Below are 21,149 nucleotides of genomic sequence, written 5' to 3'. Positions count from 1 at the left end.
AAAACGGAGCTACCCAACATGAGCATTGTGGAAGTCAAAGTCCCCGACATCGGCGACTTCAAGGAAGTGGAAGTGATCGAGCTGATGGTCAAGCCGGGCGACACCATCAAGGTCGACCAGTCGCTGATCACGGTGGAATCGGACAAGGCCAGCATGGAGATCCCGTCCAGCCATGCCGGCGTCGTCAAGGAAATCAAGGTCAAGGTCGGCGACAAGGTTGCCGAGGGTTCGGTGGTGCTGATGCTTGAAGAAGCCGCAGGCGGCGAAGCGCCTGCGCCGAGCGCCGCCCCGGCTGCCGCACCGGCACCGGCCGCTGCACCGGCTGCTCCGGCTCCGGCCGGCGAGGCGTCTGCGCCGAGCGCACCGGCACCGGCTCCGGCCGCAGCCCCTGCGCCTGCACCGGCATCGGCCGCTGCTCCGGCAGCAGCCTCCGGTCCGGCGCCGTCGTTCGCGACCGCCCACGCCTCGCCGTCCGTGCGCAAGTTCGCACGCGAACTGGGCGTCGACCTGAACAAGGTCAAGGGTTCCGGTCCGAAGGGCCGCGTCACCCAGCAGGACGTGCAAGGCTTCGTGAAGGGCGTGATGGCCGCGGGCCCGACCGCCGCACCGGCCGCCGCCGGCGGTGGCGCCGGCATGAACCTGCTGCCGTGGCCGTCGCTCGACTTCAGCAAGTTCGGCCCGACCGAAACCCAGCCGCTGTCGCGCATCAAGAAGATCTCCGGCCCGAACCTGCACCGCAACTGGGTCATGATCCCGCACGTCACGCACTTCGAAGAAGCCGACGTGACCGACCTGGAAGCCTTCCGCGTCGATTCCAACGCCGCGTACGCGAAAGCCAAGTCGCCGGTCAAGCTGACCATGCTGGCCTTCGTGATCAAGGCATCGGTCGCCGCGCTGAAGAAGTTCCCGTCGTTTAACGCCTCGCTGGACGAGCCGAACGGCGCGCTGATCCTGAAGCAGTACTACAACATCGGCTTCGCGGCCGACACGCCGAACGGCCTGGTGGTCCCGGTGATCAAGGACGCCGACAAGAAATCGGTCTCGCAGATCGCCACCGAGATGGGCGAGCTGTCCGCGCAGGCGCGCGAAGGCAAGCTGTCGCCGGCCAACATGCAGGGCGCGACCTTCACGATCTCGTCGCTGGGCGGCATCGGCGGCACCAACTTCACGCCGATCATCAACGCACCGGAAGTGGCGATCCTGGGCCTGTCCAAGTCGGCGATGAAGCCGGTGTGGGACGGTTCCACCTTCCAGCCGCGCCTGATGCAGCCGCTCGCCCTGTCGTACGACCACCGCGTGATCGACGGCGCCGGCGCGGCCCGCTTTGCCGCCTACCTGGCCGACGTCCTGGCCGACCTGCGCAAGACGCTGCTGTAAGGAGCCGACAAGATGAGCACCGTTGAAGTCAAAGTCCCGAATATCGGCGATTTCAAGGAAGTCGAAGTCATCGAGCTGATGGTCAAGCCGGGCGACACCATCAAGGTCGACCAGTCGCTGGTGACCGTGGAGTCCGACAAGGCCAGCATGGAGATCCCGTCGACCCACGCCGGCGTGGTCAAGGAAATGAAGGTCAAGGTCGGCGACAAGGTGGGCGAAGGCTCGCTGTTGTTGCTGCTCGACGAAGCAGGTGAGGGCGCCGCGCCGGCAGCCGCCCCGGCCGCCGCGTCGGACAAGCCGGCCGCCCAGATCGGCGCGCAGGCAGCCGCTCCGACCGCCGCCGCCGGCCCGACCGACTCCTATGCGCCGGCCCACAAGGCCGACGCCGCCGCACCGAACGCCGTGCCGGCCCCGAACGCATCGAGCTACGGCGGCCCGGTCGACATCGAATGCGAGATGATGGTGCTGGGCGCGGGCCCGGGCGGCTACTCGGCCGCCTTCCGCTCCGCCGACCTCGGCATGAACACCGTGCTGGTCGAGAAGTACGCGACCCTGGGCGGCGTCTGCCTGAACGTGGGCTGCATCCCGTCCAAGGCGCTGCTGCACGTGGCGCACATCATGGACGAGACCGCGCACATGGCCGACATCGGCGTGTCCTTCGCCAAGCCGCAGGTCGACATCGACAAGCTGCGCGCCTACAAGGACGGCGTGATCAAGACCATGACCGGCGGCCTGGCCGGCATGGCCAAGGGCCGCAAGGTCAACGTGGTGCAGGGCGTCGGCAAGTTCCTGAGCCCGAACCACATCGAGGTGACCGCTGCCGACGGCGGCAAGAAGGTCGTGGCCTTCCAGAAGGCGATCATCGCGGCCGGTTCCTCGGTCGTGAAGCTGCCCTTCGTGCCGGAAGATCCGCGCATCGTCGACTCGACCGGCGCGCTGGAACTGCGCCAGGTGCCGAAGCGCATGCTGGTCATCGGCGGCGGCATCATCGGGCTCGAAATGGCGACCGTGTACTCGACCCTGGGTGCGCGCATCGACGTGGTCGAGATGATGGACGGCCTGATGCAGGGCGCGGACCGCGAGGCCGTCAAGGTCTGGCAGAAGTTCAACGCGCACCGCTTCGACAACATCATGTTGAAGACCAAGACCGTCGGCGTGGAAGCGCTGCCGGAGGGTATCAAGGTGACGTTCGAAGCCGCCGAAGCAGGCCAGCCGGCGCCGGAAGCGCAAACCTACGACCTGGTGCTGGTGGCCGTGGGCCGCAGCCCGAACGGCAAGAAGATCGGCGCGGAAGCCGCCGGCGTGGCGGTGACCGATCGCGGCTTCATCCCGGTCGACGGCCAGATGCGCACCAACGTGCCGCACATCTTCGCGATCGGCGACCTGGTGGGCCAGCCCATGCTGGCGCACAAGGCCGTGCATGAAGCCCACGTCGCCGCCGAAGCCGCGCATGGCGAGAAGGCCTTCTTCGATGCGAAAGTGATCCCGTCGGTGGCCTACACCGATCCGGAAGTGGCATGGGTCGGCCTGACCGAAGACGAAGCCAAGGCCAAGGGCATCAAGGTCGAGAAGGGCCACTTCCCGTGGGCGGCCTCGGGCCGCGCCGTGGCCAACGGCCGTTCGGAAGGCTTCACCAAGCTGCTGTTCGACGCCGAGACCCACCGCATCATCGGCGGCACCATCGTCGGCACCAGCGCCGGCGACATGATCGGCGAGATCGCCCTGGCGATCGAGATGGGCGCGGACGGCGTGGACATCGGCAAGACCATCCACCCGCACCCGACCCTGGGCGAGTCGATCGGCATGGCTGCCGAAGCCTACGAAGGCGTCTGCACCGATTTGCCGCCGCCGCGCAAGCGCTGAGCAGTACATCAGGTTGTCTGGAAAGCCGGGACCTCGCGTCCCGGCTTTTTTCTTTGTAGTTGCTTTCCGAGCAATAAGCCGCGTATATTGGATGATTGCCAAGGGCCGCTATCGGCTTGCCTGGCGCCAGTACAAGGAATCCAGCGCATGAATAGCGAATTCATCACTTCTGTTCCCTGTCTTCACACGGAACGGCTCATGCTGCGCGAATATCGACGGGAGGACTTCGATGCATTCGCAGCGCATTTGGCCGACCCGGTAAGCTCGGCCCATTTGGTCCCTGCTGACCGCCATGCTGCATGGCGAATCTTCTGTTCACAAGCAGGACTATGGCTCATCCATGGCGCCGGATGGTGGACTGTCGAGGAAAAGGAGACTGGTCAAGTCGTCGGGAGTGTTGGCGCATTCTTTCGCGAGGAATCCACGGTGATGGAGCTTGGCTGGAATACCTATCGCGCCTTTGGGGGCCAGGGATTCGCGAGCGAAGCGGCGGCGGCAGCCGTGAACCATGCGCTCGAGATCCGGCGCGAACCAACAGTCCGGGCGCTCATCGCTTCGGCCAATGCATCGTCGCTGCGCGTTGCAAGGCGCCTTGGCCTGGCTTATGAAGCGGAAACCGAGATATACGGCAAAGCGGTCGGCATTTATTCGCGTGGGCGGGAAGGCCCGGTTGTTTAGGCCTGCGGGACTGCATGGGATCTTGTACTTGGATGGCAGCATCAATTCCGTGAATTTCCGCCTCGGCCGCCATCCCAGAACTTCTCCATCGACAGGAAGGTGTACGACGCCGTCCACCCGATCAGCAGCATGCCGTTCAGCGCTTCCAGCCCCGCCAGCAAACGCAGGTCGCCGTGCGGCAGCACGTCGCCGTAGCCCAGGGTCGTGTAGGTTTCGGCGGAAAAGTACAGGCAGCGCGTGAAAGGCAGCGGCCCCGGATCGCCCATCCTGCCGATGTCGAAATAGCTGGCCAGCACGTAGTAGGCTGCGCCGTACAGCAGGATCTCGAGGAAGTGCGCGCCGAACGCGCCGAGGATCACGAACACGAGCTGCACGCGCGGCCGGATCCGCAGCACGGGCAGGCCGGCCGTCAGCAGCCGCAGCACTTCGTAGTGGATGACGGTCGTGGCGACCAGCAGGAACAGGCAGGTGGCGGCGGCGATGTCCATCGCGACAGCTTAGCCTGAAAAGCGGGCGCAGGCCGTTTCACTTCCTGCGTGTGTGCATGATTGCTGGTCTAATATCGAACTTGGGTTCCCGCCTGCGCGGGAACGACGGTGCATCCACCAACATAGGGAGCAAACAATGACCATCGGATTCATCGGCCTCGGCGCCATGGGCCAGCACATGGCAAGCAAGCTGCTGCGTTCGGGGCAGCCCGTCCACGTCTGGAACCGCAACCCGGAACCCGTGCAGGCGCTGGCGGCGAAAGGCGCCAAGCCTGCCGCGACGGCCGCCGAGTGCGGCATCGCCGACGTCGTCTTCACCATGCTGGCCGACGACGACGCGACCCGCGCGGTGATGGTCGACGGCGGCGTGCTGGACGCGATGGCGCCGGGCAGCATCCACGTCAACATGGCCACGGTATCCGTCGCGTTCGCGCGCGAGATGGCGGCGCTGCACGTGGAGAAGGGCGTCGGCTACGTGGCCGCGCCGGTGCTGGGCCGCGTGGACGTGGCCGAAGCCGGCAAGCTGAACATCCTCGCTGGCGGCGCCGACGAACTGGTCAACCGCGTGCAGCCGCTGCTCGACCTGATGGGCCAGAAGACCTGGCGCTTCGGCGAAGCGCCGGAACAGGCCAACGCGGTCAAGCTGGCCTGCAACCTGACCCTGGCCTGCGCGATCGAGGCGATGGGCGAGGGCTCGGCGCTGGCGCGCGCGCATGGCATCCCGGCCGCGGATTTCATCGACCTGATCACGACCACCCTGTTCGCCGGCTCGCCCGTGTACAAGGGCTATGGCGGCATGATCGCGCAGGAGCGCTACAGCCCTGCCGGGTTCAAGCTGTCGCTGGGGCAGAAGGACGTGCGCCTGGCGGTCGAGGCGGGGCAGGGCAAGGGCTTGCCGCTGGCCTTCGGCGATGCGTTACAAGGCGTGCTGAAGGAAGCCATCGACCATGGCGACGCCGACCTCGACCTGGCGGCGCTCGGCAAGAACGCGGCGCGCAGGGGTAAAATCGGGTGATGGAAAAACTGATTGCAGAACTGAGCCGGCTGTACCTGGCGCCGGAAGCCGTGACCCGCGAGGTGCTGGCCCAGCACATCCTCGGCCACACCACGCTGGCCATCAAGCTGACCACGGCCGATGGCCTGACGCGCGCGCTGGCCATCCCCTTCCGCAAGGTCTTTGGTGATGGCGAGACGGGGCACTGGGAGCGCCTGTGCGCGGTGGCGAACGCGTTGCAGGCCGAGCTCGGGTTGCCGGTGCCGGCGGTGAGCATCGACGGCGCCAACGCCTACCGCCTGTGGCTGTCGCTGGAGACGCCGGTGCCGGCGGACCAGGCCCAGGACTTCCTGGAGCTGCTGCGCCAGGCCTACTTTCCGGCACTCGAACTGGCGCCCGACGCGGCCACCGCGCCGGTCTACCTGCCGCCCTGCCTGAACCCGCGCAGCGGCAAGTGGGCAGCCTTCATCCATCCGGGCATGGGCGCGTCCTTCGCCGAGGAATCGGGGCTGGAAGTGGCGCCGCCGCTGGCGGGGCAGGTCGGTTTCCTGGAGGGGCTGGACAGCATCGACGAAGAACAGTTCCGCCAGGCGCTGCGCAAGCTCGAACAGCGCCGCGCGCCCGCGCCCGCACCGGCACCCGCGCCTGCGATCTCGGAGGCGGCAGCCACCGCGCTGGCCGCGGAACCATCGCCGCCAGCCGCGCCGCCGTCCCAGCCGCGGGCACGTAGCCGGGCCACTGCGGCAGCGCCCATGCCGGCGTCCACCCCCGACGGCCTGCTGCTGAAGGACGCGACCCTCGAAGACATCGTGCGCTTCCTGCACGAGAAGAACATCGAGCCGACCTTCCGCTTCCTGCCGCCGCGCTGAGCTCAGGCCGGCCGCGCCCGGATGATGTCGTTGCTGCCGACGTGGGCGAACGACACCATCCCCCGGCCGCCGTCCTTGGCGCGGTACAGGGCCTCGTCCGCCGCTTCGGTCAACGCCTCGATATCGGTGCCGTGATGCGGGAAGCGCGATACGCCGATGCTGGCGCCGACCGCGCCCTCGGCGAGCCGGTCGTGCAGCTTCGGGGATAGCGATGCGATGAGCCGCTGCCCGAGCTGTTCCAGGTCCTTGCGGGACACATCCCCTTCGATGAGCAGGCCGAATTCGTCGCCGCCCAGTCGCGCAAGGAACTCGCCGCCGCGCAGGCTGGCCTGGAAGCGCGCGGCCGCTTCCTTGAGGACGTCGTCGCCGACCAGGTGACCGAGCGTGTCGTTGACCTTCTTGAAGCCGTCCAGGTCGACCAGCAGCAGCGTGAACGGTCCCCGGTCGCGGCCGTTCTTGTTGAGCAGTTGACGTACCCAGCGGTCGAAGAAACGCCGGTTCGGCAAACCGGTCAATGCGTCATACGACGCTTCCCGGGCCAGGGTCTGGGCAAGCTCATTGTTGATGCGGATCGCCTTCGACATGGAACGCCAGGCATGCACCGCCAGTGCCGACACCACGGCAAGGATCAGAACCAGCAGGATGGCGGTGCGCCGCAGCCGCGCATCCAGGCTGTCGATGGCGCGGTTGCGCTGCAGCTGCAACTGTTCGATGTTGCGCTGGATGAGTTGGCGGGCGTCGTCCATGGCCGACTTGCCGTAGCCGCGTGTCACGACCTCCAGCGCGGCGGCCGTGTCGCCCCGCTTTTTCAGCACCACCGTACGGTCGAGTTCCTCCAGCTTCCGTTCCGCCAGCAACATGATCTTCGGGAAATCCGCGACCGGCTGGTCCTCCGGACGGACTGATTGCTGGGCTTTCCGGATGCTTTCCCTGACGTGGTTCTTGCCGCGGTAGTAGGGCTCGAGGTAACTCTCCTGGCCAGTGAGGATGAAGCCGCGCTGTCCCGTTTCGGCGTCGAGCAGGTCGACCAGCACGTTGCGTATTTCGACGCGGGCGCGGTCGTTATTGCGCAGCTTGCCCATGGATCCGTGCAGATCGACGACTTCCCTTACGAAAAAGACGCCGAGCGCAGCGACCAGCAGCAGGGCAAGGGTCAATGCGAAGTTGGTGCGGCGGAGATTGGAATGGGGGACGATGAACGAGCTGGGCATCTGAAGCCTTGCTTTATGGAATCATCGTCATCCTAACTTAAATGTGAAGAAAGTTCACACTTAAGTTGTTTCTTGTGACGCGGCGCGTCCAACAGCCTGCTTGCATCGGGTCGCGCATGATGCTACCGGGGCGGCCGCGCCACGCTCCCTTCCGGAGATGCCGGCGCTGGTGTGGACGACGTGGCAACATGGTTTCTTCATCAACGCCGAGCTGGAACCGCCGCATGATCAAGACCATTGCACGCCTGCCGCTGCCGCTACTGATGCTGATGCTGGCTGTCCTGGCCCGGCCAGCCGCCGCCGAGCCCCCGGCTCCGCCCGCGGCCTTCGAGAAACTGGTGCCGCGCCAGTTTGCGGACGGGCTCCGGCTGGTCGAACTCAAGCAGCGCTGCACGGATTGCCCGGCCTGGCGTAGCGTCGAGGTGGTGCCGGCGCAGCCGGGCGGCGCGGTGCGCAAGGAGCAGGTAAGCGTCGTCGACGGGGTCACCGCCATGTACGCTTATCCCGGCAGCGGCTTCTTTGCCAACACCAAGGTCGAGAAAAGCGCGCCGGGCCGCTACGAACGCGACAAGGACGTCCTGGTCGAGGCGCTCGAGCATGTGTACGCCTACGGCAGCAAGCATGCCGAAAGCTACCTGAAGGCACATCCGGAAGCGAAGGAAAAACTGGACCGGATCGTTGCGGGCAGGGAGTACATGGAGCTGGAGCGCGCGCATTACAGGGGTGTCGAGTACGCAGCGCTGACCCAGAATGCGCTGATCGCCAACGCCAGCGCCATGCCGACCCAGTTGCATATCTTCGTGCCGCGGGACGGCGTGATCGTCACCGCCTACCTGATGAAGCAGCAGACCACGATGTTCAGGACGGTCGACGAATTCCGCCGCTCGCAGCGCGCCTTCATCGAAGGCTATATCGATTTCCTGGTGGGCGCGTCCGCCAAATGAAAAACGCCGCCCAGGTTTCATCCGGACGGCGTCGTGCATGCAGCAAAAAAGACCGCTGACTTAACTGTAGGCCGTGAAGGTCTGCGGGATCTCGATATGGCCCGCGCGGGCCGCATCGGCGTAGGCGCGCATCTCGGCGACCACGGCTTCCATTCGCTCGCTGTCCGGATTTGCCAGGAAACCCTTCATGCGCTCCTGCAGCGCCGCCTGCTGGTCTCGCCATTCGTAACGGGACGACTTGCTCATGCTACCTCCTTGCGGCGAACTGCCGTCTTTGTATTTTTCGTGTCCATGACATCCTCCTTCATAAGGCATTCAGGATGCCCCAGAGTGGTGCAGGCGTTCCGTGCGATGCCGCACATTGACCCTGGCGCTCAGGGCCTGGCCAGCACCGCGTGATAGAACAGGTCGAGCCGGCCTTCGAGCTCGCGCTCGATTTCTTCCGGCGTGCGCTGCTGTTTCGCCAGCACGAAACGGCACAGCTGGTCGCCGGAGAGGCCGCTCATCAGGAATTCGGGCAGCAGCTCGAGCGGAACGTCGGCGCGCAGCTGGGCACGGATGTCCGGGCGCGCAAAGTAGCGGCCGAGCATCTCGCGGGTCTGGCGTGGACCGCCATTCCAGAAGGCTTCCGCCAGCTCGGGATTGGTCGGCGCCTCGGCCATGACGATGCGCTGCATGTCGATCGCTTCCTGCGAATTCTTCAGTTCGACCAGCTGGCGCGCGAAATCGGCGACGACTTCCTTGAACGGGCGAGGGTCGGAGTCCATCGGCTGGCTGCTGAAGTAGCGGTCGCGCTTGGCCGCCAGCACCGCGTGCAGCAGACCCGCCTTGCCGCCGAATTTCACATAGATCGTGCGCACCGCGACGTGGGCGGCGCGGGCGATCGATTCCAGGCTGGTCTTGGTATAGCCATTCTTGAGGAAGAGCCTGCCTGCGGTGTCGAGCAGCTCCTGCATGCGTGCTTCGACCTCGTCGGCCTTGGGCCGGCCAGCCGCCTTGCAGGCGCTATCGATGGGATCGTGCAGTGGTTTGTCCATGCCGACACTCTAGCGCAGGAAAAAATGAAATGCAACCGTTTCATTTCTTGACTTCGCCGGATTCTTGTCGAATAATGCGATGAACCCATTTCATTTTTTTCGGAGTCGTACTCATGCCAGATTCGCATACCACGGTCGAGAAACCGTTTGCCGCCGCGGTTCCTCCGGCAGCGCCGGCCACGCCTGCCAACGCCAGCAAGGGTCCGCCCAAGCGCGTGCTGATCGTGGTCGGCCTGATCGCGCTGGCCGCCATCGGCGCCGGCGGCCGCATGTGGTATCGCAGCAGCAACTTCGTCGATACCGAAAACGCCTACATCACCGGCCACGTGCATCCGGTATCGAGCCGCATCCCGGGCGTGGTGACCAAGGTCCTGTTCGACGACAACCAGGTCGTGAAAGCCGGCGACGTGCTGGCCGAGCTGGATCCGGCAGACCAGGGCGTGAAGGTCGAGCAGATCCAGGCCCAGATCGCCAGCGTGCAGCAGCAGATCCTGCAGGCCGACGCCGCCGTCGAGCAGGCGCGCGCCCAGGCCTCGGCCGCCGGCGCCCAGGTGGTGCAGGCCCAGGCCAACCTGGTCCGCGCCAGGCAGGACGCCGAGCGCTACGGCCAGCTGTATAACACCACCATGAAAGCCGTCTCGAAGGCCGAGGTCGACGCCGCCACCGCCGCGCGCGCCAGCGCCTCCGCCGACGTCAATGCGCGCCGCGACAACGCCGCCGCCGCCAAGGCCCAGATCGCCGCCGCCGCCTCGGCGCGCGACGTGCTGAAGGCCCAGGTCAAGGTGCTGCAGGCCCAGCTCAAGGACGCCCGGCAGCAGCTCGGCTACAACCAGATCGTCGCCCCGGTCGGCGGCCGCATCGGCAAGCGCAGCGTCGAAGTCGGCGCCCGCATCCAGCCGGGCCAGCAGCTGGCTGCGATCGTCCAGGACGACGTGTGGGTGACCGCCAACTTCAAGGAAACCCAGCTGCCGGGCCTGGCGCCGGGGCAGGAAGTGAAGATCGAAGTCGACGCCCTGAAGGACAAGGAACTGGTCGGCCGCGTGGACAGCTTCTCGCCGGCCTCGGGCAACCAGTTCGCGCTGCTGCCGGCCGATAACGCGACCGGCAACTTCACCAAGATCGTCCAGCGCGTGCCGGTCAAGATCACCTTCAGGCCGGAAGACCTGAAGAAGTACGCGGGCCGCCTGGTGCCGGGCATGTCGACCGTGGTCGAGGTCGACCTGCGCCAGAACACCAAGCACTAAGGAATCGTCATGACGAGTTCCACCACGGCCTTGAAGACGCCCGCCGCACCCGGCGCGCCGCGTCCGGCGCCGCACAACGCGCCCCCGGGGGCCCCGGCCAACGGCGCGCACATCGATGCGCGCACCTGGATCGCGGTGTTCGCCGGCATGCTCGGCGCCTTCATGGCGGTGCTCGACATCCAGATCACCAACTCCTCGCTGCGCGACATCCTCGGCACGCTGTCGGCGACCCAGGAAGAGGGCTCGTGGATCTCGACCGCCTACCTGTGCGCCGAGATCGTGGTGATCCCGATGACCGCGCTGTTCGTGCGCGCCTTCGGCCAGCGCCGCTACCTGATGGGCACCACCGCCTTCTTCCTGCTGTTCTCGACCCTGTGCGGCACGGCCTGGAACCTGCAGAGCATGATCGTGTTCCGCATGCTGCAGGGCTTCACCGGCGGCGCGCTGATCCCGATGGCGATGACGCTCGTGATGACCCGCCTGCCTCCCGCCAAGCGCGCGGTCGGCATGGCGATGTTCGGCCTGACCGCGACCCTGGCGCCGGCCATGGGCCCGACCCTGGGCGGCTACCTGACCGAGCTGTATGGCTGGCCCTCGATCTTCTACATCAACTGGGTGCCGGGCGTGCTGCTGATCGCCGGCATGTACTGGGGCATCGACAAGGAGCCGAAGAACCTGCAGGCCCTGCTGAAGGCCGACTGGCTCGGCATCGCCTTCATGGCGGTCGGCCTGGCCAGCCTGACCATCTTCCTGGAAGAGGGCAATTCGAAGGACTGGTTCGAGTCGAGCTTCATCATCACCTTCGCCGCGCTGGCGCTGGCCGGCATCCTCGGCTGGGTCGTGATCGGCTTCTGGCGCGCCGAGCCCTTCGTCAACCTGCGGCTCTACGGCCAGCGCAACTTCCTGGTGGCGACCGCGCTGTCGGCGGTGATCGGGATGGGCCTGTACGGCTCGTCGTACCTGCTGCCGCTGTACCTGGGCCAGATCGCCGGCTATTCGCCGATGCAGATCGGCGAGGTGATCGCCTGGATGGGCCTGCCGCAGCTGTTCGTGATGCCCTTCGTGGCGCGCCTGTCGCAGAAGGTCGACAACCGCATCATGTGCATGTTCGGCCTGGGGCTGTTCGGCGTGTCCTGCCTGATGAACGCCTACATGGATGCGTCGACCGGCTACGACCAGCTGATGCTGTCGCAGGTCATCCGCGCGATCGGCCAGCCCTTCGTGATGCTGACCCTGTCGAACTTCGCGATGAACGGCGTGATGCCGAAGGACATGCCGTCGGCCTCGAGCCTGTTCAACATGACCCGCAACCTGGGCGGCTCGGTCGGCATCGCGCTGCTGGCGACCGCTTTGACCAACCGCGAGCACTTCCACTCGGCGCGCCTGGGCGAAGCGGTCTCGCTGGCGTCCAGCGCGACCCAGCTGCGCCTGGACCAGCTGACCCAGGCCTTCATCGCACGCGGCATCGACCCGGCCACCGCGGCCCAGCAGGCGATCGGCGCGATCGACCGCATCGTGCGGCGCGAGTCCTATGTGATGGCCTACAACGACGGCTTCTTCATCGTCGGCGTGATCCTGCTGGCTGCGATCGTTCCGCTGTGGTTCGCGGACAAGGTCAAGTCGCCGGGTGGGGCTGGTGGCGGAGGCCACTGACATATGCCCTGTCATTCCCGCGAATAATTCGCGTCGTCCCCGCGCAGGCGGGGACCCAAGTTTGCGTGAATGGTGAAAGCGCTAGCGGTACGCCGCGAACTTGGGTTCCCGCCTCCGCGGGAACGACTGAGAGGATAACTTTAATGAAAACGATTATGTTCAAGCCCGTCATCCAAACCGCCCTGGCCGCCGCCGTCGCCGCGCTTCTTTCCGCCTGCGGCACCATCGGCCCCGACTTCAAGGCCCCGGCCGGCGTCGCGGCGCCGGCTTATCGCCACGTGCAGGGCAGCCAGCAGGACCAGGCTGCGCGCCTGCCGGCCGACTGGTGGACCGTGTTCGGCGACCAGACCCTGAGCGCCCTCGAGACGCGCGCGCTGCGCGACAACCCGAACGTGCGCGCCGCCGCGCAGCGCCTGGTGCAGGCGCAGGCCCAGCTGGGCGTGGTGCGCGCCGGCCAGCTGCCGACCGTGAGCGTGGGCGCCGGCGTGTCGAACTCGCGCACCTCGGCCGAGACTTCGCAGGGCCTGGCGCTGGGACACCGCTCGATCGAAGGCAATAACTACCAGGCCGGCGCCAACTTCTCGTGGGAGCTGGACCTGTGGGGCCGCGTGCGGCGCGTCGTCGAGGCGGCCGACGCCCAGGCCCTGGCGGCCCAGGACGACCGCGACGGCGTGCTGCTGATGCTGTCGAGCCAGGTGGCGACGACCTACTGGCAGCTGCGCGGCCTGGACGCCGAGCTGGCGATCCTGCGCAACGCGCTGGCGACCCGCCGCGAATCGCAGGAGCTGATCGAGGCGCGCTTCAACGCCGGCCTGTCGAACGAGCTGGACGTGTCGCGCACCCGCATCGAGCGCGCCAACGCCGAGGCCGACCTGCACGAAGCCCAGCGCCAGCGCAACACGCTGGAGCATGCGCTGGCGGTGCTGGTGGGCGCCTCGCCGAGCGAGCCCTTGATCCCGGCCAGCCCCGACGCCGCGCTTCCGCAGCCGCCGGGCATCCCGGTCGGCCTGCCGGCCAGCCTGCTGGGCCAGCGCCCTGACCTGGCATCGAGCGTGGCCACCCTGAAGGCTTTCAACGCCCAGGTCGGCGTGGCCGAAGGCGCGTTCTACCCGGCGCTGTCCCTGACCGGCAACTTCGGCTATGCCTCGGAAAACCTGCGCAACCTGGCCCAGGGCAGCGCACGCCAGTTCTCCTTCGGTCCGCTGGCGCTGTCGCTGCCGGTGTTCGACGCCGGCCGCAATCGCGCCAACCTGAAGCTGGCCCAGGCCCGTTACGACGAGGCGGTGGCAAACCATGAAGCGCGCCTGCTGACCGCGCTGCGCGAAGTGGAGGATGCGCTGTCCGACGTGCAGCAGCGCCAGCAGCAGGGCGAGGTGCAGGCCCAGGCCCAGCAGGCAGCCAGCCGCGCGCTGCTGGTGGCGCAGGCGCGCTACGAGCGCGGCGTCTCGACTTACCTGGACGTGACCGACGCCCAGCGCAGCACGCTGGCGGCGGACCGCGCCGCGGCGCAGATCCGTACCCAGCGCCTGCTGGCGGCGGTGTCGGTGGCGCGGGCGCTGGGTGGGGGGTGGACGCAGGGGGAGCCTGTCGCGACGATTGCGAAGGCGGGTAATTAAGCAGGGAAAGTCAACTTGGGTCCCCGCCTGCGCGGGGACGACGTAGCCAAGCCGTCGTTCCCGCGCAGGCGGGAACCCAAGTTTCGTCGGTAACCCCTAGCGCTTCCTGGGCCCACCCTTCTGGTGCTGCGCCCGCTGCTGCTTCTGCTGCGTCTGCACGCGGTTCTGCTTTGCGGTGTACAAGGCCACCGCCTCCTTCTTGGCCTGCTCCAGCGTCCGCAGTTCTTCCTTGTCGTCGTGGACGACGAAGTACTCGGCATCCTGCGCCTGCATCACCAGCTTGATGGCGGCTTCGTCTTCCATGTCGTACATCTCGGTGAGCAGGGTGGTCACTTCGTCGAGGAAGGCTTCGTAGGTCAGGGTCGTCATGGTGTTCGTTTCAAATTGCGGGTAAGGCCGCCATTATCGCAAACTGGCCGCTTGCGCGGGCGGCGGTGTAAGATCGGCCATCATGACTCTACAGGCCGGTACCATGCCCGCACGCTCGCTCCTCCTCGCCGCACTGCTGTCTTCCACCACCGCCTTCGCATCGGCGCAAGCCTGGCAAGCGACACCCAGCGGCACCGGCGCCGAACTGCGCGGCCTGTCCGTCGTCAGCGACCGGGTCGCATGGGCCAGCGGGGCGAGGGGCACGGTCCTGCGCACGGTCGACGGCGCGCACTGGCAGGCGATGCAGGTGCCGGACGCCGACAAGATCGATTTCCGCGACATCCACGCGATCGATGCGAAGACCGCCATCGTGATGGGCGCGGGACCGGGCGCGGCTTCGCGCATCTACCGCACCGAGGACGGCGGCGCTTCCTGGCGCCTGATGGCGACGAACCAGGTGGCCGAGGGTTTCTGGGACGCGATGGCGTTCTGGGACAAGGACAACGGCATCCTGTTCGGCGACCCGGTCAAGGGCAGCTTCCAGGTCTACACCACCAGCGACGGCGGCGCCAGCTGGCATGAAGTCGCGGCCAAGGGACTGGAAGCGATGCCCAACGAAGGCGCGTTCGCGGCCAGCGGCACCTGCCTGACCGTGGCCGGCGCCAGCGATGCCTGGATCGCCACCGGCGGCAGCGCGACTTCGCGCGTGTTCCACTCGCCCGATCGCGGCAAGACCTGGCGCCCGAGCGCGACGCCGATCCCGGCCGGCGCGGCGGCGCGCGGCGTGTTCTCGGTCGCCTTCCTGAATCCGGAAGAGGGCTTTGCCGCCGGCGGCGACTACAAGGAAACGCAGATGGCCGGCATCAACGGCGCCCTTACGTCCGACGGCGGCGCGAGCTGGACGCCGGTGCAGGTGGCGCCAGCCGGCTACATGTCGGTGGTGGTGCCGGTGCCGGGTGCGCCGCGCGCGCTGGTCGCCGCGGGCCTGGCCGGTTCCGGGTTCTCGCGCGACGGCGGCAAGAGCTGGACGGTGCTGGACAGGACGCCGATGAACACGGTCGGTTTCGCGACGCCTTCGAGCGGCTGGGCGGTGGGGCCGAAGGGCCTGCTGATGAAGTACAGCGGGCCGGCGCTGGATGGCAGGGAAGGGCGGTGACGTGAAGACGACCGGCCGGTTGATTCAGCGCGGATAAACGAATCCAGTGCGGATATCGGTCGGCAGCAGGCGCGAGCCATCGCGCACCATCAGGCGCTGGGGCGGCTCATCGCCGGCCAGCGCACGCCAGATGACGGGCAGCCCTTCGCCCTTGCGCAACAGCTCGTCGCTGCGTTCGAAGACGTTGGGGCAGCCTGTCGCCGCCAGCAGCGCCTGCACGATGGTCACTTTCCAGAAGTCGACGCCGGCCGCGTTGAACTGGCATACGAGGTAACCGCCGGTCCCGCCATAGCTGTGCACCAGAAGGCCCGGCAGGCCGTCTTTTTCGCCATCGATGACCAGGACCAGGGCTTGCGGATCGGCGCCGCGCACGGCATCGGCGCGCCGCGCGACCGCGGCCTGCACGCGGCGCTTGATCATTGCGTGGTCGACCGGCTCGTCCTCGCGCAGGGTCCAGACGCGGGCTGCGATCTGTGACCTGGCGTTATAGGCCGCGCGGGCCAGGAACTGGCGCGACGACGATTGCACGAGCGCCGTGGCGCCGGACTTGCTGCGCTCCTGGGGCCGGCCCTCGACCTTGTCGATGGCCGAGAGGTAAATCCAGGGATCGCCGGACAGCAGGCTTTTTTCCTTGCCCTGTTTGATAGTAATGATGAGCATATGCGGGCTTCGTTTTCAGGAGCCGAATGATACAGCAAGGCCTTGCCGGCCCGTGTGCCTCTCCTGGACTCCAGACACCGATCCTGCGCCAGCCGGCAGAACAGGATTACAATCGCCCAACTACAACTACCCCAACCAGAGACACCATGAAAACCCTGTTGCTGCCCCTCGCCCTTGCCGTCCTCGGCGCCGTCTCCATGCCCACGCTGGCCGCAGACTCCCCCGCCCACGCCGCCGCACCGGCCACGGCCGCCGAACTGACCACGATGGCCAGGCGCTTCGCCCCGGTCGCCCTGAACGCCGACACCAGCAAGCTGTCGAAGGGCGACCGCATCGCCATCGGAAAACTGATCGAAGCCGCGAAGATCGTCGACACCCTGCAGCTGCGCCAGCGCTGGTCCGGCAACGAGGCGCTGTGGGCGGCGCTGCAGAAGGACACGAGCGCGCTGGGCCGTGCGCGGCGCGACTACTTCTGGCTGAACAAGGGACCGTGGTCGATCATCGACGGCAACCGCTCCTTCATGCCCGCCGAATTCGCCGGCATCAGGATCCCGCTTGAAAAGCCGCTGGGCGCCAACTTCTATCCGGAAGGGGCGAGCAAGCAGGACCTCGAGACCTGGATGAATTCCCTGTCGCCGCAGGACAAGGAGCAGGCGCAGTGGTTCTTCACCACTATCCGCAACACCAAGGACGGCACGGGCGCCAAGCGCTACGCCATCGTGAAGTACTCCGACGAATACGCGACCGAGCTGCAGCAGCTGTCGAAGCTGCTGAAGGAAGCCGCCGGCGCCACCGACAACGCCTCGCTGAAGAAATTCCTGAACCTGCGCGCCGACGCCTTCCTGTCGAACGACTACCTGGCCTCGGACTTCGCCTGGATGGACCTCGATTCGCCGGTCGACGTCACCATCGGCCCCTACGAGACCTATAACGACGAGCTGTTCGGCTACAAGGCCGCCTTCGAGGCCTATGTGAACGTGCGCGACGCCAAGGAGACCGAGAAGCTGAACTTCTTCGGCAAGCACATGCAGGAGCTGGAAAACAACCTGCCGATCGATCCGAAGTACCGCAATCCGAAGGTCGGCGCGCTCGCGCCGATGGTCGTCGTGAATCAGGTGTATGGCGCCGGCGACGGCAACATGGGCGTGCAGACCGCCGCCTACAACCTGCCGAACGACGAGCGCATCATCAGCAAGCGCGGCTCCAAGCGCGTGATGCTGAAGAACGTGCAGGAAGCGAAGTTCGAGAGCACGCTGGTCCCGATCACGAAACTGGTGCTGCGCCCGGCCGACCAGAAGGATCTCGACTTCGATTCCTTCTTCACCCACATCCTGGCGCACGAGATCATGCACGGCCTGGGCCCGCACGCGACCACGCAGGGCGGCAAGCCCTCGACCCCGCGCCAGGACCTGAAGGACGCCTACTCGACCATCGAGGAAGCCAAGGCCGACGTGACCGGGTTGTGGGCGCTCGGCTACATGATGGACAAGGGCCAGCTGAAGTCGTCGCTGGGGCAGGGCGCCGCCGCCGAGCGCAAGCTGTACAACACCTTCCTGGCCTCCGCCTTCCGCACCCTGCACTTCGGCCTGACCGATTCGCACGCGCGCGGCATGGCGATCCAGGTCAACTACCTGCTCGACAAGGGCGGCTTCGTCTCGCACGGCGACGGCACTTTCTCGGTGGACTTCAACAAGATCAAGGGCGCGGTGGCCGACCTCGACCGCGAATTCCTGACCATCGAGGCGACTGGCGACTACGCCCGCGCGCAGGCGTTCATGAAGCAGTACGTGGTGATCCGCCCGGACGTGCAGAAGGCGCTCGACAAGATGAAGGCGGTGCCGAACGATATCCGGCCGGCGTTCACGACGGCGGCAAAGCTGACGGCGCATTGAGCAATTTGTACTTTTGGTAAGTTTGACGTTCTATATAGCCAGTAAAAAATATTCTGGCGAGGGGTTCACGCAGGGATAGAATTGCCGATAGGCATGTTATCTATCCCGCGCGGAATCCCTCTCATGTTCAAGTCCCTCCTCGTCGCCGCTGCCCTGTGCGCGGCATCCCAGGCAGCGATCGGCGCCGACCTCACTTCGCTCGAAAAACGCTGGATTGCCGCTGCTTATCCCGTCCTCGAGTACGCCCGTGGCCAGCAATTGCCAATCGATATCGTGGTCCAGCCCCAGGCCGGCCCCGACACCGTGCCGCTGGCGATGGGCTTCGATGGCGGCCGCTGCAAGCTGGTGGTGTCGCTGCGCGGCAATCCGGACGCCGAGAAGGTGCTGGCCGGCGTGGCGCAGGAGCAGCAGGGGGAATTGATCGAAGCGATGGCGGCGCACGAGATCGCGCACTGCTGGCGCTATGCGCAGGGCGTCTGGCATGCGCTGCCGGCCGGCTTCGTCGAGGTCGGCGAAGAGACCGCGGCCGATCCGTCGCTGCTGGCGGCCTCGAAGGCGATGCGCGAGATGCGCCGCGAGGAAGGCTATGCCGACCTGGCTGCGCTGGCCTGGACCCGCCACAGCCACCCCGGCGACTACGCCCGCGTGCATGCCTGGCTGGACAAGGTGCGCGCCGTGCAGCCGGTGGCGCGCAGCGGCCACGACACCCGGGTCTGGGTCAAGCTGGCCGGGGACGGCAATCGCTTCGGCGCGGCCGGCAAGCCTTTCGAGGACGCAGCGGTCCTCTGGAAAGAGGGATTGTTGAGCGACGACTAGGCTTTTTATGGTTTTTTCAACAATTGTGCGATGACGTACAGATGTTCGGTCCGGCGCGGCGTTTAATCACCTGTATCAAAACAACTGATACAAGGGACATCGATATGAAAACGCTGATTGCGACCCTGTTCGCGACGGCCGCCGGCGCCGCCTTCGCCGCGCCCACAGTGGCACTGAATCACGATCCGGCCAGCTACCGCGCCGTCACCCAGAAAGCCGCCGCGGACTACAAGGTGGCGACCGCGAAATGCGGTAGCATGAGCGGCAACGACAAGGATGTGTGCCTGGCCGAGGCCCGCCTGGCGCGCACCCGTACCGAATCCGACGCCCTGTCCCAATACAACAATACGGCCAAGGGCCGCGAAAAGGCGCGCGCCAACCTGGCCGACGCCGAGTACGACCTGGCCAAGACCAAGTGCGGCGCGAAGAGCGGCGCCGACAAGGACGACTGCATGAACAATGCCAAGTCGGTCCATACCGCGGCCCTGGCGGACGCCAGGGCCGCCACCACCGCAACCGGTTCGAGCGCGTCCGGCGCCACGGCGTCGGGCACCGCCGCCATGGACAAGTGCGCGCAGCAGGGCGGTGACAGCAAGACCGGCTGCCTGGTGCAGACCAAGCCGTCGACCGTGAAGGAAAACGCCGGCGAGGTTGCCAACCGCACCGAGAACGCCGCCGACCGCGCCGGCGACAAGACGGCCGCCGCCGCCTCGACCGCCGCCGCCAAGACCAAGGATGCGGCCGCTACCGTTGCCGAGAAGACCAGGGAAGTCGCCCACACCGCCGTCGAGAAGACCAAGGCGGCAGCGCATACGGTTGCCCAGAAGACCGAGAACGCAATGGACCGTACCGGCGACAAGACCCGCGACAGCGCCTCCGTCGCTGCCGACAAGACCGACAACGCGGCCGACCGTGCCGGCGACAAGACCCGCGATGCCGCCGCCAACACCAAGCTGGCAGCGTCCGACACCGCCATCACCACCAAGGTGAAGGCCGACCTGATCAAGGAGCCGAACCTGGAATCGCTGGGCATCCACGTCGAGACCGAGAAGGGCGTCGTGATGCTGAGCGGCTTCGTGAATTCGAAGGCCGAGGCCGACAAGGCGGTCAAGATCGCCAAGGGCGTCGAAGGCGTCACCAGCGTGAAGAGCGCAATCAAGGTCAAGTAAGCACTTGCTTGACTGGAAATGCGGCCGGCTTTGTAGCCGGCCGTTTGTTTTGTTGTGATACCACAGGTTGCGATCGCTAGAACGGAAATTGCCTGTAGGCTAAAGTCTGCAAGGTATAATCGCCGCCGTGAACAGAATCGAAGCCTTCGGATACATTGCGGCCCAGGCGGCGCGCGGTGACATATCCTTCCCCACCAGCGTGAACGCCGTCCTGCGCCTGCAGCAGGCGCTGAACGAGCCCGACTGCCATCTCGAGCAAGCGATCCGCCTGGTGCTGGGCGAACCCCAGCTGGCGGCGCGTACCGTGGCCCTGGCCAATACCTCCGCCTTCAACGCCGGCAACGCCCCGATCACGAACGTGCGCGCGGCCGTCACCCGGGTCGGCTACCGCAACCTGCAGATGCTGGTGGCGAGCCTGGCGGTGCGCCAGTTCGGCAGCTGCATCCAGGACCGCGGCCTGCGCGCCAAGGCCGAACAGCTGTGGGAACACACGGTGCAGGTGGCCGCGCTGGCCCAGGTGTTCGCGCGCCACGTCACCTTCATCAATCCGGACACGGCCATGTTCGCCGGCATCGTGCACGAGATCGGCGCCTTCTACCTGCTGACCCGCGCCGATGAATTCCCGGGCCTGCTCGACGATGACGAGGAGCGCTGGGGCGAGTTGTGCGAGGACGTGGTCACGCGCGAAGTGGGGCGCCGCCTGGCCCTGCCGGAACCCGTGGCCGAGGCCGTCTTCGAGCTGCGCAACGGCTGGCTGAATATGCCGCCGAGCTCGCTGCTCGACACGCTGCTGCTGGCCAACCTGTACGCCAGGGTGCCGTCGCCGCTGGGCGTCGAGGTGTCCTTGCCGGACCACAGCGAAAGCGCGCTCGACTTCATCGTCGACGAGGCGACCCTGCAGGCCATCATCGGCGAGGCCGAAGAACTCAGTGAATCGATGGGGATGGCGGTTCTCGTCTGACCCGATAACGTCGCTCCCCGGCGTACCCAGCGTCGTACCCGCGACTACGACCGTCGTCCCCGCGACCACAATCGTCGTCCCCGCGACCACAATCGTCGTCCCCGCGACCACAATCGTCGTCCCCGCGAAGGCGGGGACCCAAGTTCGCAGCA

At 66.6% G+C, this 21,149-nt stretch carries 20 protein-coding genes; 14 read left to right on the top strand and 6 right to left on the bottom strand.

Annotated features, from left to right (window positions below; all coding sequences use genetic code 11):
* The first annotated feature begins 18 nt into the window (after positions 1–18).
* The 3 genes from aceF (at position 19) to AC3A6M_RS01070 (ending at position 3,918) form a co-directional block, all read left to right on the top strand.
* A complete protein-coding gene (gene aceF / locus AC3A6M_RS01080) occupies positions 19–1,377 on the top strand; it encodes a dihydrolipoyllysine-residue acetyltransferase (RefSeq protein WP_487850908.1) in 1,359 nt (452 codons plus the stop codon).
* Positions 1,378–1,389: 12 nt separating this feature from the next.
* Positions 1,390–3,240, top strand: a complete 1,851-nt coding sequence (lpdA, locus tag AC3A6M_RS01075) for a dihydrolipoyl dehydrogenase (protein ID WP_487850907.1) — start codon at positions 1,390–1,392, stop codon at positions 3,238–3,240.
* A gap of 147 nt (positions 3,241–3,387) precedes the next feature.
* Positions 3,388–3,918, top strand: coding sequence for a GNAT family N-acetyltransferase (locus tag AC3A6M_RS01070; protein WP_487850906.1), 531 nt, complete (start codon positions 3,388–3,390; stop codon positions 3,916–3,918).
* 41 nt (positions 3,919–3,959) lie between these two features.
* Here AC3A6M_RS01070 and AC3A6M_RS01065 read toward each other — a convergent pair whose 3' ends face one another.
* Positions 3,960–4,406, bottom strand: a complete 447-nt coding sequence (locus AC3A6M_RS01065) for a potassium channel family protein (RefSeq protein WP_487850905.1) — start codon at positions 4,404–4,406, stop codon at positions 3,960–3,962.
* 52 nt (positions 4,407–4,458) lie between these two features.
* Here AC3A6M_RS01065 and AC3A6M_RS01060 point away from each other — a divergent pair, with 52 nt between their 5' ends.
* A complete protein-coding gene (locus AC3A6M_RS01060) occupies positions 4,459–5,421 on the top strand; it encodes an NAD(P)-dependent oxidoreductase (protein ID WP_487850904.1) in 963 nt (320 codons plus the stop codon).
* Positions 5,421–6,269, top strand: coding sequence for a hypothetical protein (locus tag AC3A6M_RS01055; RefSeq protein ID WP_487850903.1), 849 nt, complete (start codon positions 5,421–5,423; stop codon positions 6,267–6,269). The genes AC3A6M_RS01060 and AC3A6M_RS01055 overlap by 1 nt, the downstream gene beginning before the upstream one ends.
* A gap of 2 nt (positions 6,270–6,271) precedes the next feature.
* Here the strand turns inward: AC3A6M_RS01055 and AC3A6M_RS01050 are convergent, their stop codons facing one another.
* Entirely contained in the window at positions 6,272–7,480 is a 1,209-nt protein-coding gene (locus tag AC3A6M_RS01050; protein WP_487850902.1) for a diguanylate cyclase domain-containing protein, read from the bottom strand.
* A gap of 224 nt (positions 7,481–7,704) precedes the next feature.
* On the opposite strand from AC3A6M_RS01050, the gene AC3A6M_RS01045 reads away from it, so the two are divergent.
* Entirely contained in the window at positions 7,705–8,424 is a 720-nt protein-coding gene (locus AC3A6M_RS01045; RefSeq protein ID WP_487850901.1) for a hypothetical protein, read from the top strand.
* 60 nt (positions 8,425–8,484) lie between these two features.
* On the opposite strand, the gene AC3A6M_RS01040 is transcribed toward AC3A6M_RS01045, so the two are convergent.
* Both AC3A6M_RS01040 and AC3A6M_RS01035 read right to left on the bottom strand, forming a co-directional pair.
* Entirely contained in the window at positions 8,485–8,670 is a 186-nt protein-coding gene (locus AC3A6M_RS01040; protein ID WP_487850900.1) for a hypothetical protein, read from the bottom strand.
* Positions 8,671–8,798: 128 nt separating this feature from the next.
* Positions 8,799–9,461 (bottom strand): TetR/AcrR family transcriptional regulator, encoded by a 663-nt coding sequence (locus AC3A6M_RS01035; RefSeq protein WP_487850899.1) that lies wholly within the window; start codon positions 9,459–9,461, stop codon positions 8,799–8,801.
* 113 nt (positions 9,462–9,574) lie between these two features.
* Here AC3A6M_RS01035 and AC3A6M_RS01030 point away from each other — a divergent pair, with 113 nt between their 5' ends.
* From AC3A6M_RS01030 to AC3A6M_RS01020, 3 genes are all read left to right on the top strand, one after another.
* The gene (locus AC3A6M_RS01030; RefSeq protein WP_487850898.1) at positions 9,575–10,705 is read left to right on the top strand and encodes an HlyD family secretion protein; all 1,131 of its coding nucleotides are present in this window, start codon (positions 9,575–9,577) and stop codon (positions 10,703–10,705) included.
* A 9-nt stretch (positions 10,706–10,714) separates the two neighbouring features.
* A complete protein-coding gene (locus AC3A6M_RS01025; protein ID WP_487850897.1) occupies positions 10,715–12,358 on the top strand; it encodes a DHA2 family efflux MFS transporter permease subunit in 1,644 nt (547 codons plus the stop codon).
* 143 nt (positions 12,359–12,501) lie between these two features.
* Positions 12,502–13,974: an efflux transporter outer membrane subunit gene (locus AC3A6M_RS01020; RefSeq protein WP_487850896.1), complete on the top strand. Its 1,473-nt coding sequence runs from the start codon at positions 12,502–12,504 to the stop codon at positions 13,972–13,974.
* Between the two features lie 96 nt (positions 13,975–14,070).
* Here the strand turns inward: AC3A6M_RS01020 and AC3A6M_RS01015 are convergent, their stop codons facing one another.
* The gene (locus AC3A6M_RS01015; protein WP_487850895.1) at positions 14,071–14,343 is read right to left on the bottom strand and encodes a hypothetical protein; all 273 of its coding nucleotides are present in this window, start codon (positions 14,341–14,343) and stop codon (positions 14,071–14,073) included.
* A 103-nt stretch (positions 14,344–14,446) separates the two neighbouring features.
* Here AC3A6M_RS01015 and AC3A6M_RS01010 point away from each other — a divergent pair, with 103 nt between their 5' ends.
* Positions 14,447–15,499: a WD40/YVTN/BNR-like repeat-containing protein gene (locus tag AC3A6M_RS01010; protein WP_487850894.1), complete on the top strand. Its 1,053-nt coding sequence runs from the start codon at positions 14,447–14,449 to the stop codon at positions 15,497–15,499.
* A 24-nt stretch (positions 15,500–15,523) separates the two neighbouring features.
* Here AC3A6M_RS01010 and AC3A6M_RS01005 read toward each other — a convergent pair whose 3' ends face one another.
* On the bottom strand, positions 15,524–16,159 hold the full coding sequence (locus tag AC3A6M_RS01005) for a class I SAM-dependent rRNA methyltransferase (protein WP_487850893.1): 636 nt from the start codon (positions 16,157–16,159) through the stop codon (positions 15,524–15,526).
* Positions 16,160–16,305: 146 nt separating this feature from the next.
* Between AC3A6M_RS01005 and AC3A6M_RS01000 the strand changes: the two genes are divergently transcribed.
* The 4 genes from AC3A6M_RS01000 (at position 16,306) to AC3A6M_RS00985 (ending at position 20,997) form a co-directional block, all read left to right on the top strand.
* Positions 16,306–18,051, top strand: coding sequence for a dipeptidyl-peptidase 3 family protein (locus AC3A6M_RS01000; protein ID WP_487850892.1), 1,746 nt, complete (start codon positions 16,306–16,308; stop codon positions 18,049–18,051).
* A 123-nt stretch (positions 18,052–18,174) separates the two neighbouring features.
* A complete protein-coding gene (locus AC3A6M_RS00995) occupies positions 18,175–18,867 on the top strand; it encodes an NUDIX hydrolase (RefSeq protein WP_487850891.1) in 693 nt (230 codons plus the stop codon).
* A gap of 104 nt (positions 18,868–18,971) precedes the next feature.
* Complete coding sequence (locus tag AC3A6M_RS00990) at positions 18,972–20,036, top strand: BON domain-containing protein (RefSeq protein ID WP_487850890.1); 1,065 nt, start codon at positions 18,972–18,974, stop codon at positions 20,034–20,036.
* Between the two features lie 127 nt (positions 20,037–20,163).
* Positions 20,164–20,997 (top strand): HDOD domain-containing protein, encoded by an 834-nt coding sequence (locus AC3A6M_RS00985; protein WP_487850889.1) that lies wholly within the window; start codon positions 20,164–20,166, stop codon positions 20,995–20,997.
* The last annotated feature ends 152 nt before the right edge of the window (positions 20,998–21,149 follow it).

It is taken from the genome of Telluria sp. Soil_C_11, assembly GCF_057657395.1.
The sequence above is the reverse complement of the archived record's forward strand: the minus strand, read 5'-3'. Positions and strand labels throughout refer to the sequence as shown.

Excerpts from the sequence above, each read along its gene's own strand:
- AC3A6M_RS01030 (WP_487850898.1), top strand. The coding sequence starts at position 9,575 with ATGCCAGATTCGCATACCACGGTCGAGAAACCGTTTGCCGCCGCGGTT.
- AC3A6M_RS01040 (WP_487850900.1), bottom strand. The coding sequence starts at position 8,670 with ATGAGCAAGTCGTCCCGTTACGAATGGCGAGACCAGCAGGCGGCGCTG.
- AC3A6M_RS01005 (WP_487850893.1), bottom strand. The coding sequence starts at position 16,159 with ATGCTCATCATTACTATCAAACAGGGCAAGGAAAAAAGCCTGCTGTCC.
- AC3A6M_RS01050 (WP_487850902.1), bottom strand. The coding sequence starts at position 7,480 with ATGCCCAGCTCGTTCATCGTCCCCCATTCCAATCTCCGCCGCACCAAC.
- AC3A6M_RS01010 (WP_487850894.1), top strand. The coding sequence starts at position 14,447 with ATGCCCGCACGCTCGCTCCTCCTCGCCGCACTGCTGTCTTCCACCACC.
- AC3A6M_RS01055 (WP_487850903.1), top strand. The coding sequence starts at position 5,421 with ATGGAAAAACTGATTGCAGAACTGAGCCGGCTGTACCTGGCGCCGGAA.
- AC3A6M_RS00990 (WP_487850890.1), top strand. The coding sequence starts at position 18,972 with ATGAAAACGCTGATTGCGACCCTGTTCGCGACGGCCGCCGGCGCCGCC.
- AC3A6M_RS01000 (WP_487850892.1), top strand. The coding sequence starts at position 16,306 with ATGAAAACCCTGTTGCTGCCCCTCGCCCTTGCCGTCCTCGGCGCCGTC.
- AC3A6M_RS01025 (WP_487850897.1), top strand. The coding sequence starts at position 10,715 with ATGACGAGTTCCACCACGGCCTTGAAGACGCCCGCCGCACCCGGCGCG.
- AC3A6M_RS01070 (WP_487850906.1), top strand. The coding sequence starts at position 3,388 with ATGAATAGCGAATTCATCACTTCTGTTCCCTGTCTTCACACGGAACGG.
- aceF (WP_487850908.1), top strand. The coding sequence starts at position 19 with ATGAGCATTGTGGAAGTCAAAGTCCCCGACATCGGCGACTTCAAGGAA.
- AC3A6M_RS01020 (WP_487850896.1), top strand. The coding sequence starts at position 12,502 with ATGAAAACGATTATGTTCAAGCCCGTCATCCAAACCGCCCTGGCCGCC.
- AC3A6M_RS01035 (WP_487850899.1), bottom strand. The coding sequence starts at position 9,461 with ATGGACAAACCACTGCACGATCCCATCGATAGCGCCTGCAAGGCGGCT.
- AC3A6M_RS01065 (WP_487850905.1), bottom strand. The coding sequence starts at position 4,406 with ATGGACATCGCCGCCGCCACCTGCCTGTTCCTGCTGGTCGCCACGACC.
- AC3A6M_RS01015 (WP_487850895.1), bottom strand. The coding sequence starts at position 14,343 with ATGACGACCCTGACCTACGAAGCCTTCCTCGACGAAGTGACCACCCTG.
- lpdA (WP_487850907.1), top strand. The coding sequence starts at position 1,390 with ATGAGCACCGTTGAAGTCAAAGTCCCGAATATCGGCGATTTCAAGGAA.
- AC3A6M_RS01045 (WP_487850901.1), top strand. The coding sequence starts at position 7,705 with ATGATCAAGACCATTGCACGCCTGCCGCTGCCGCTACTGATGCTGATG.
- AC3A6M_RS00995 (WP_487850891.1), top strand. The coding sequence starts at position 18,175 with ATGTTCAAGTCCCTCCTCGTCGCCGCTGCCCTGTGCGCGGCATCCCAG.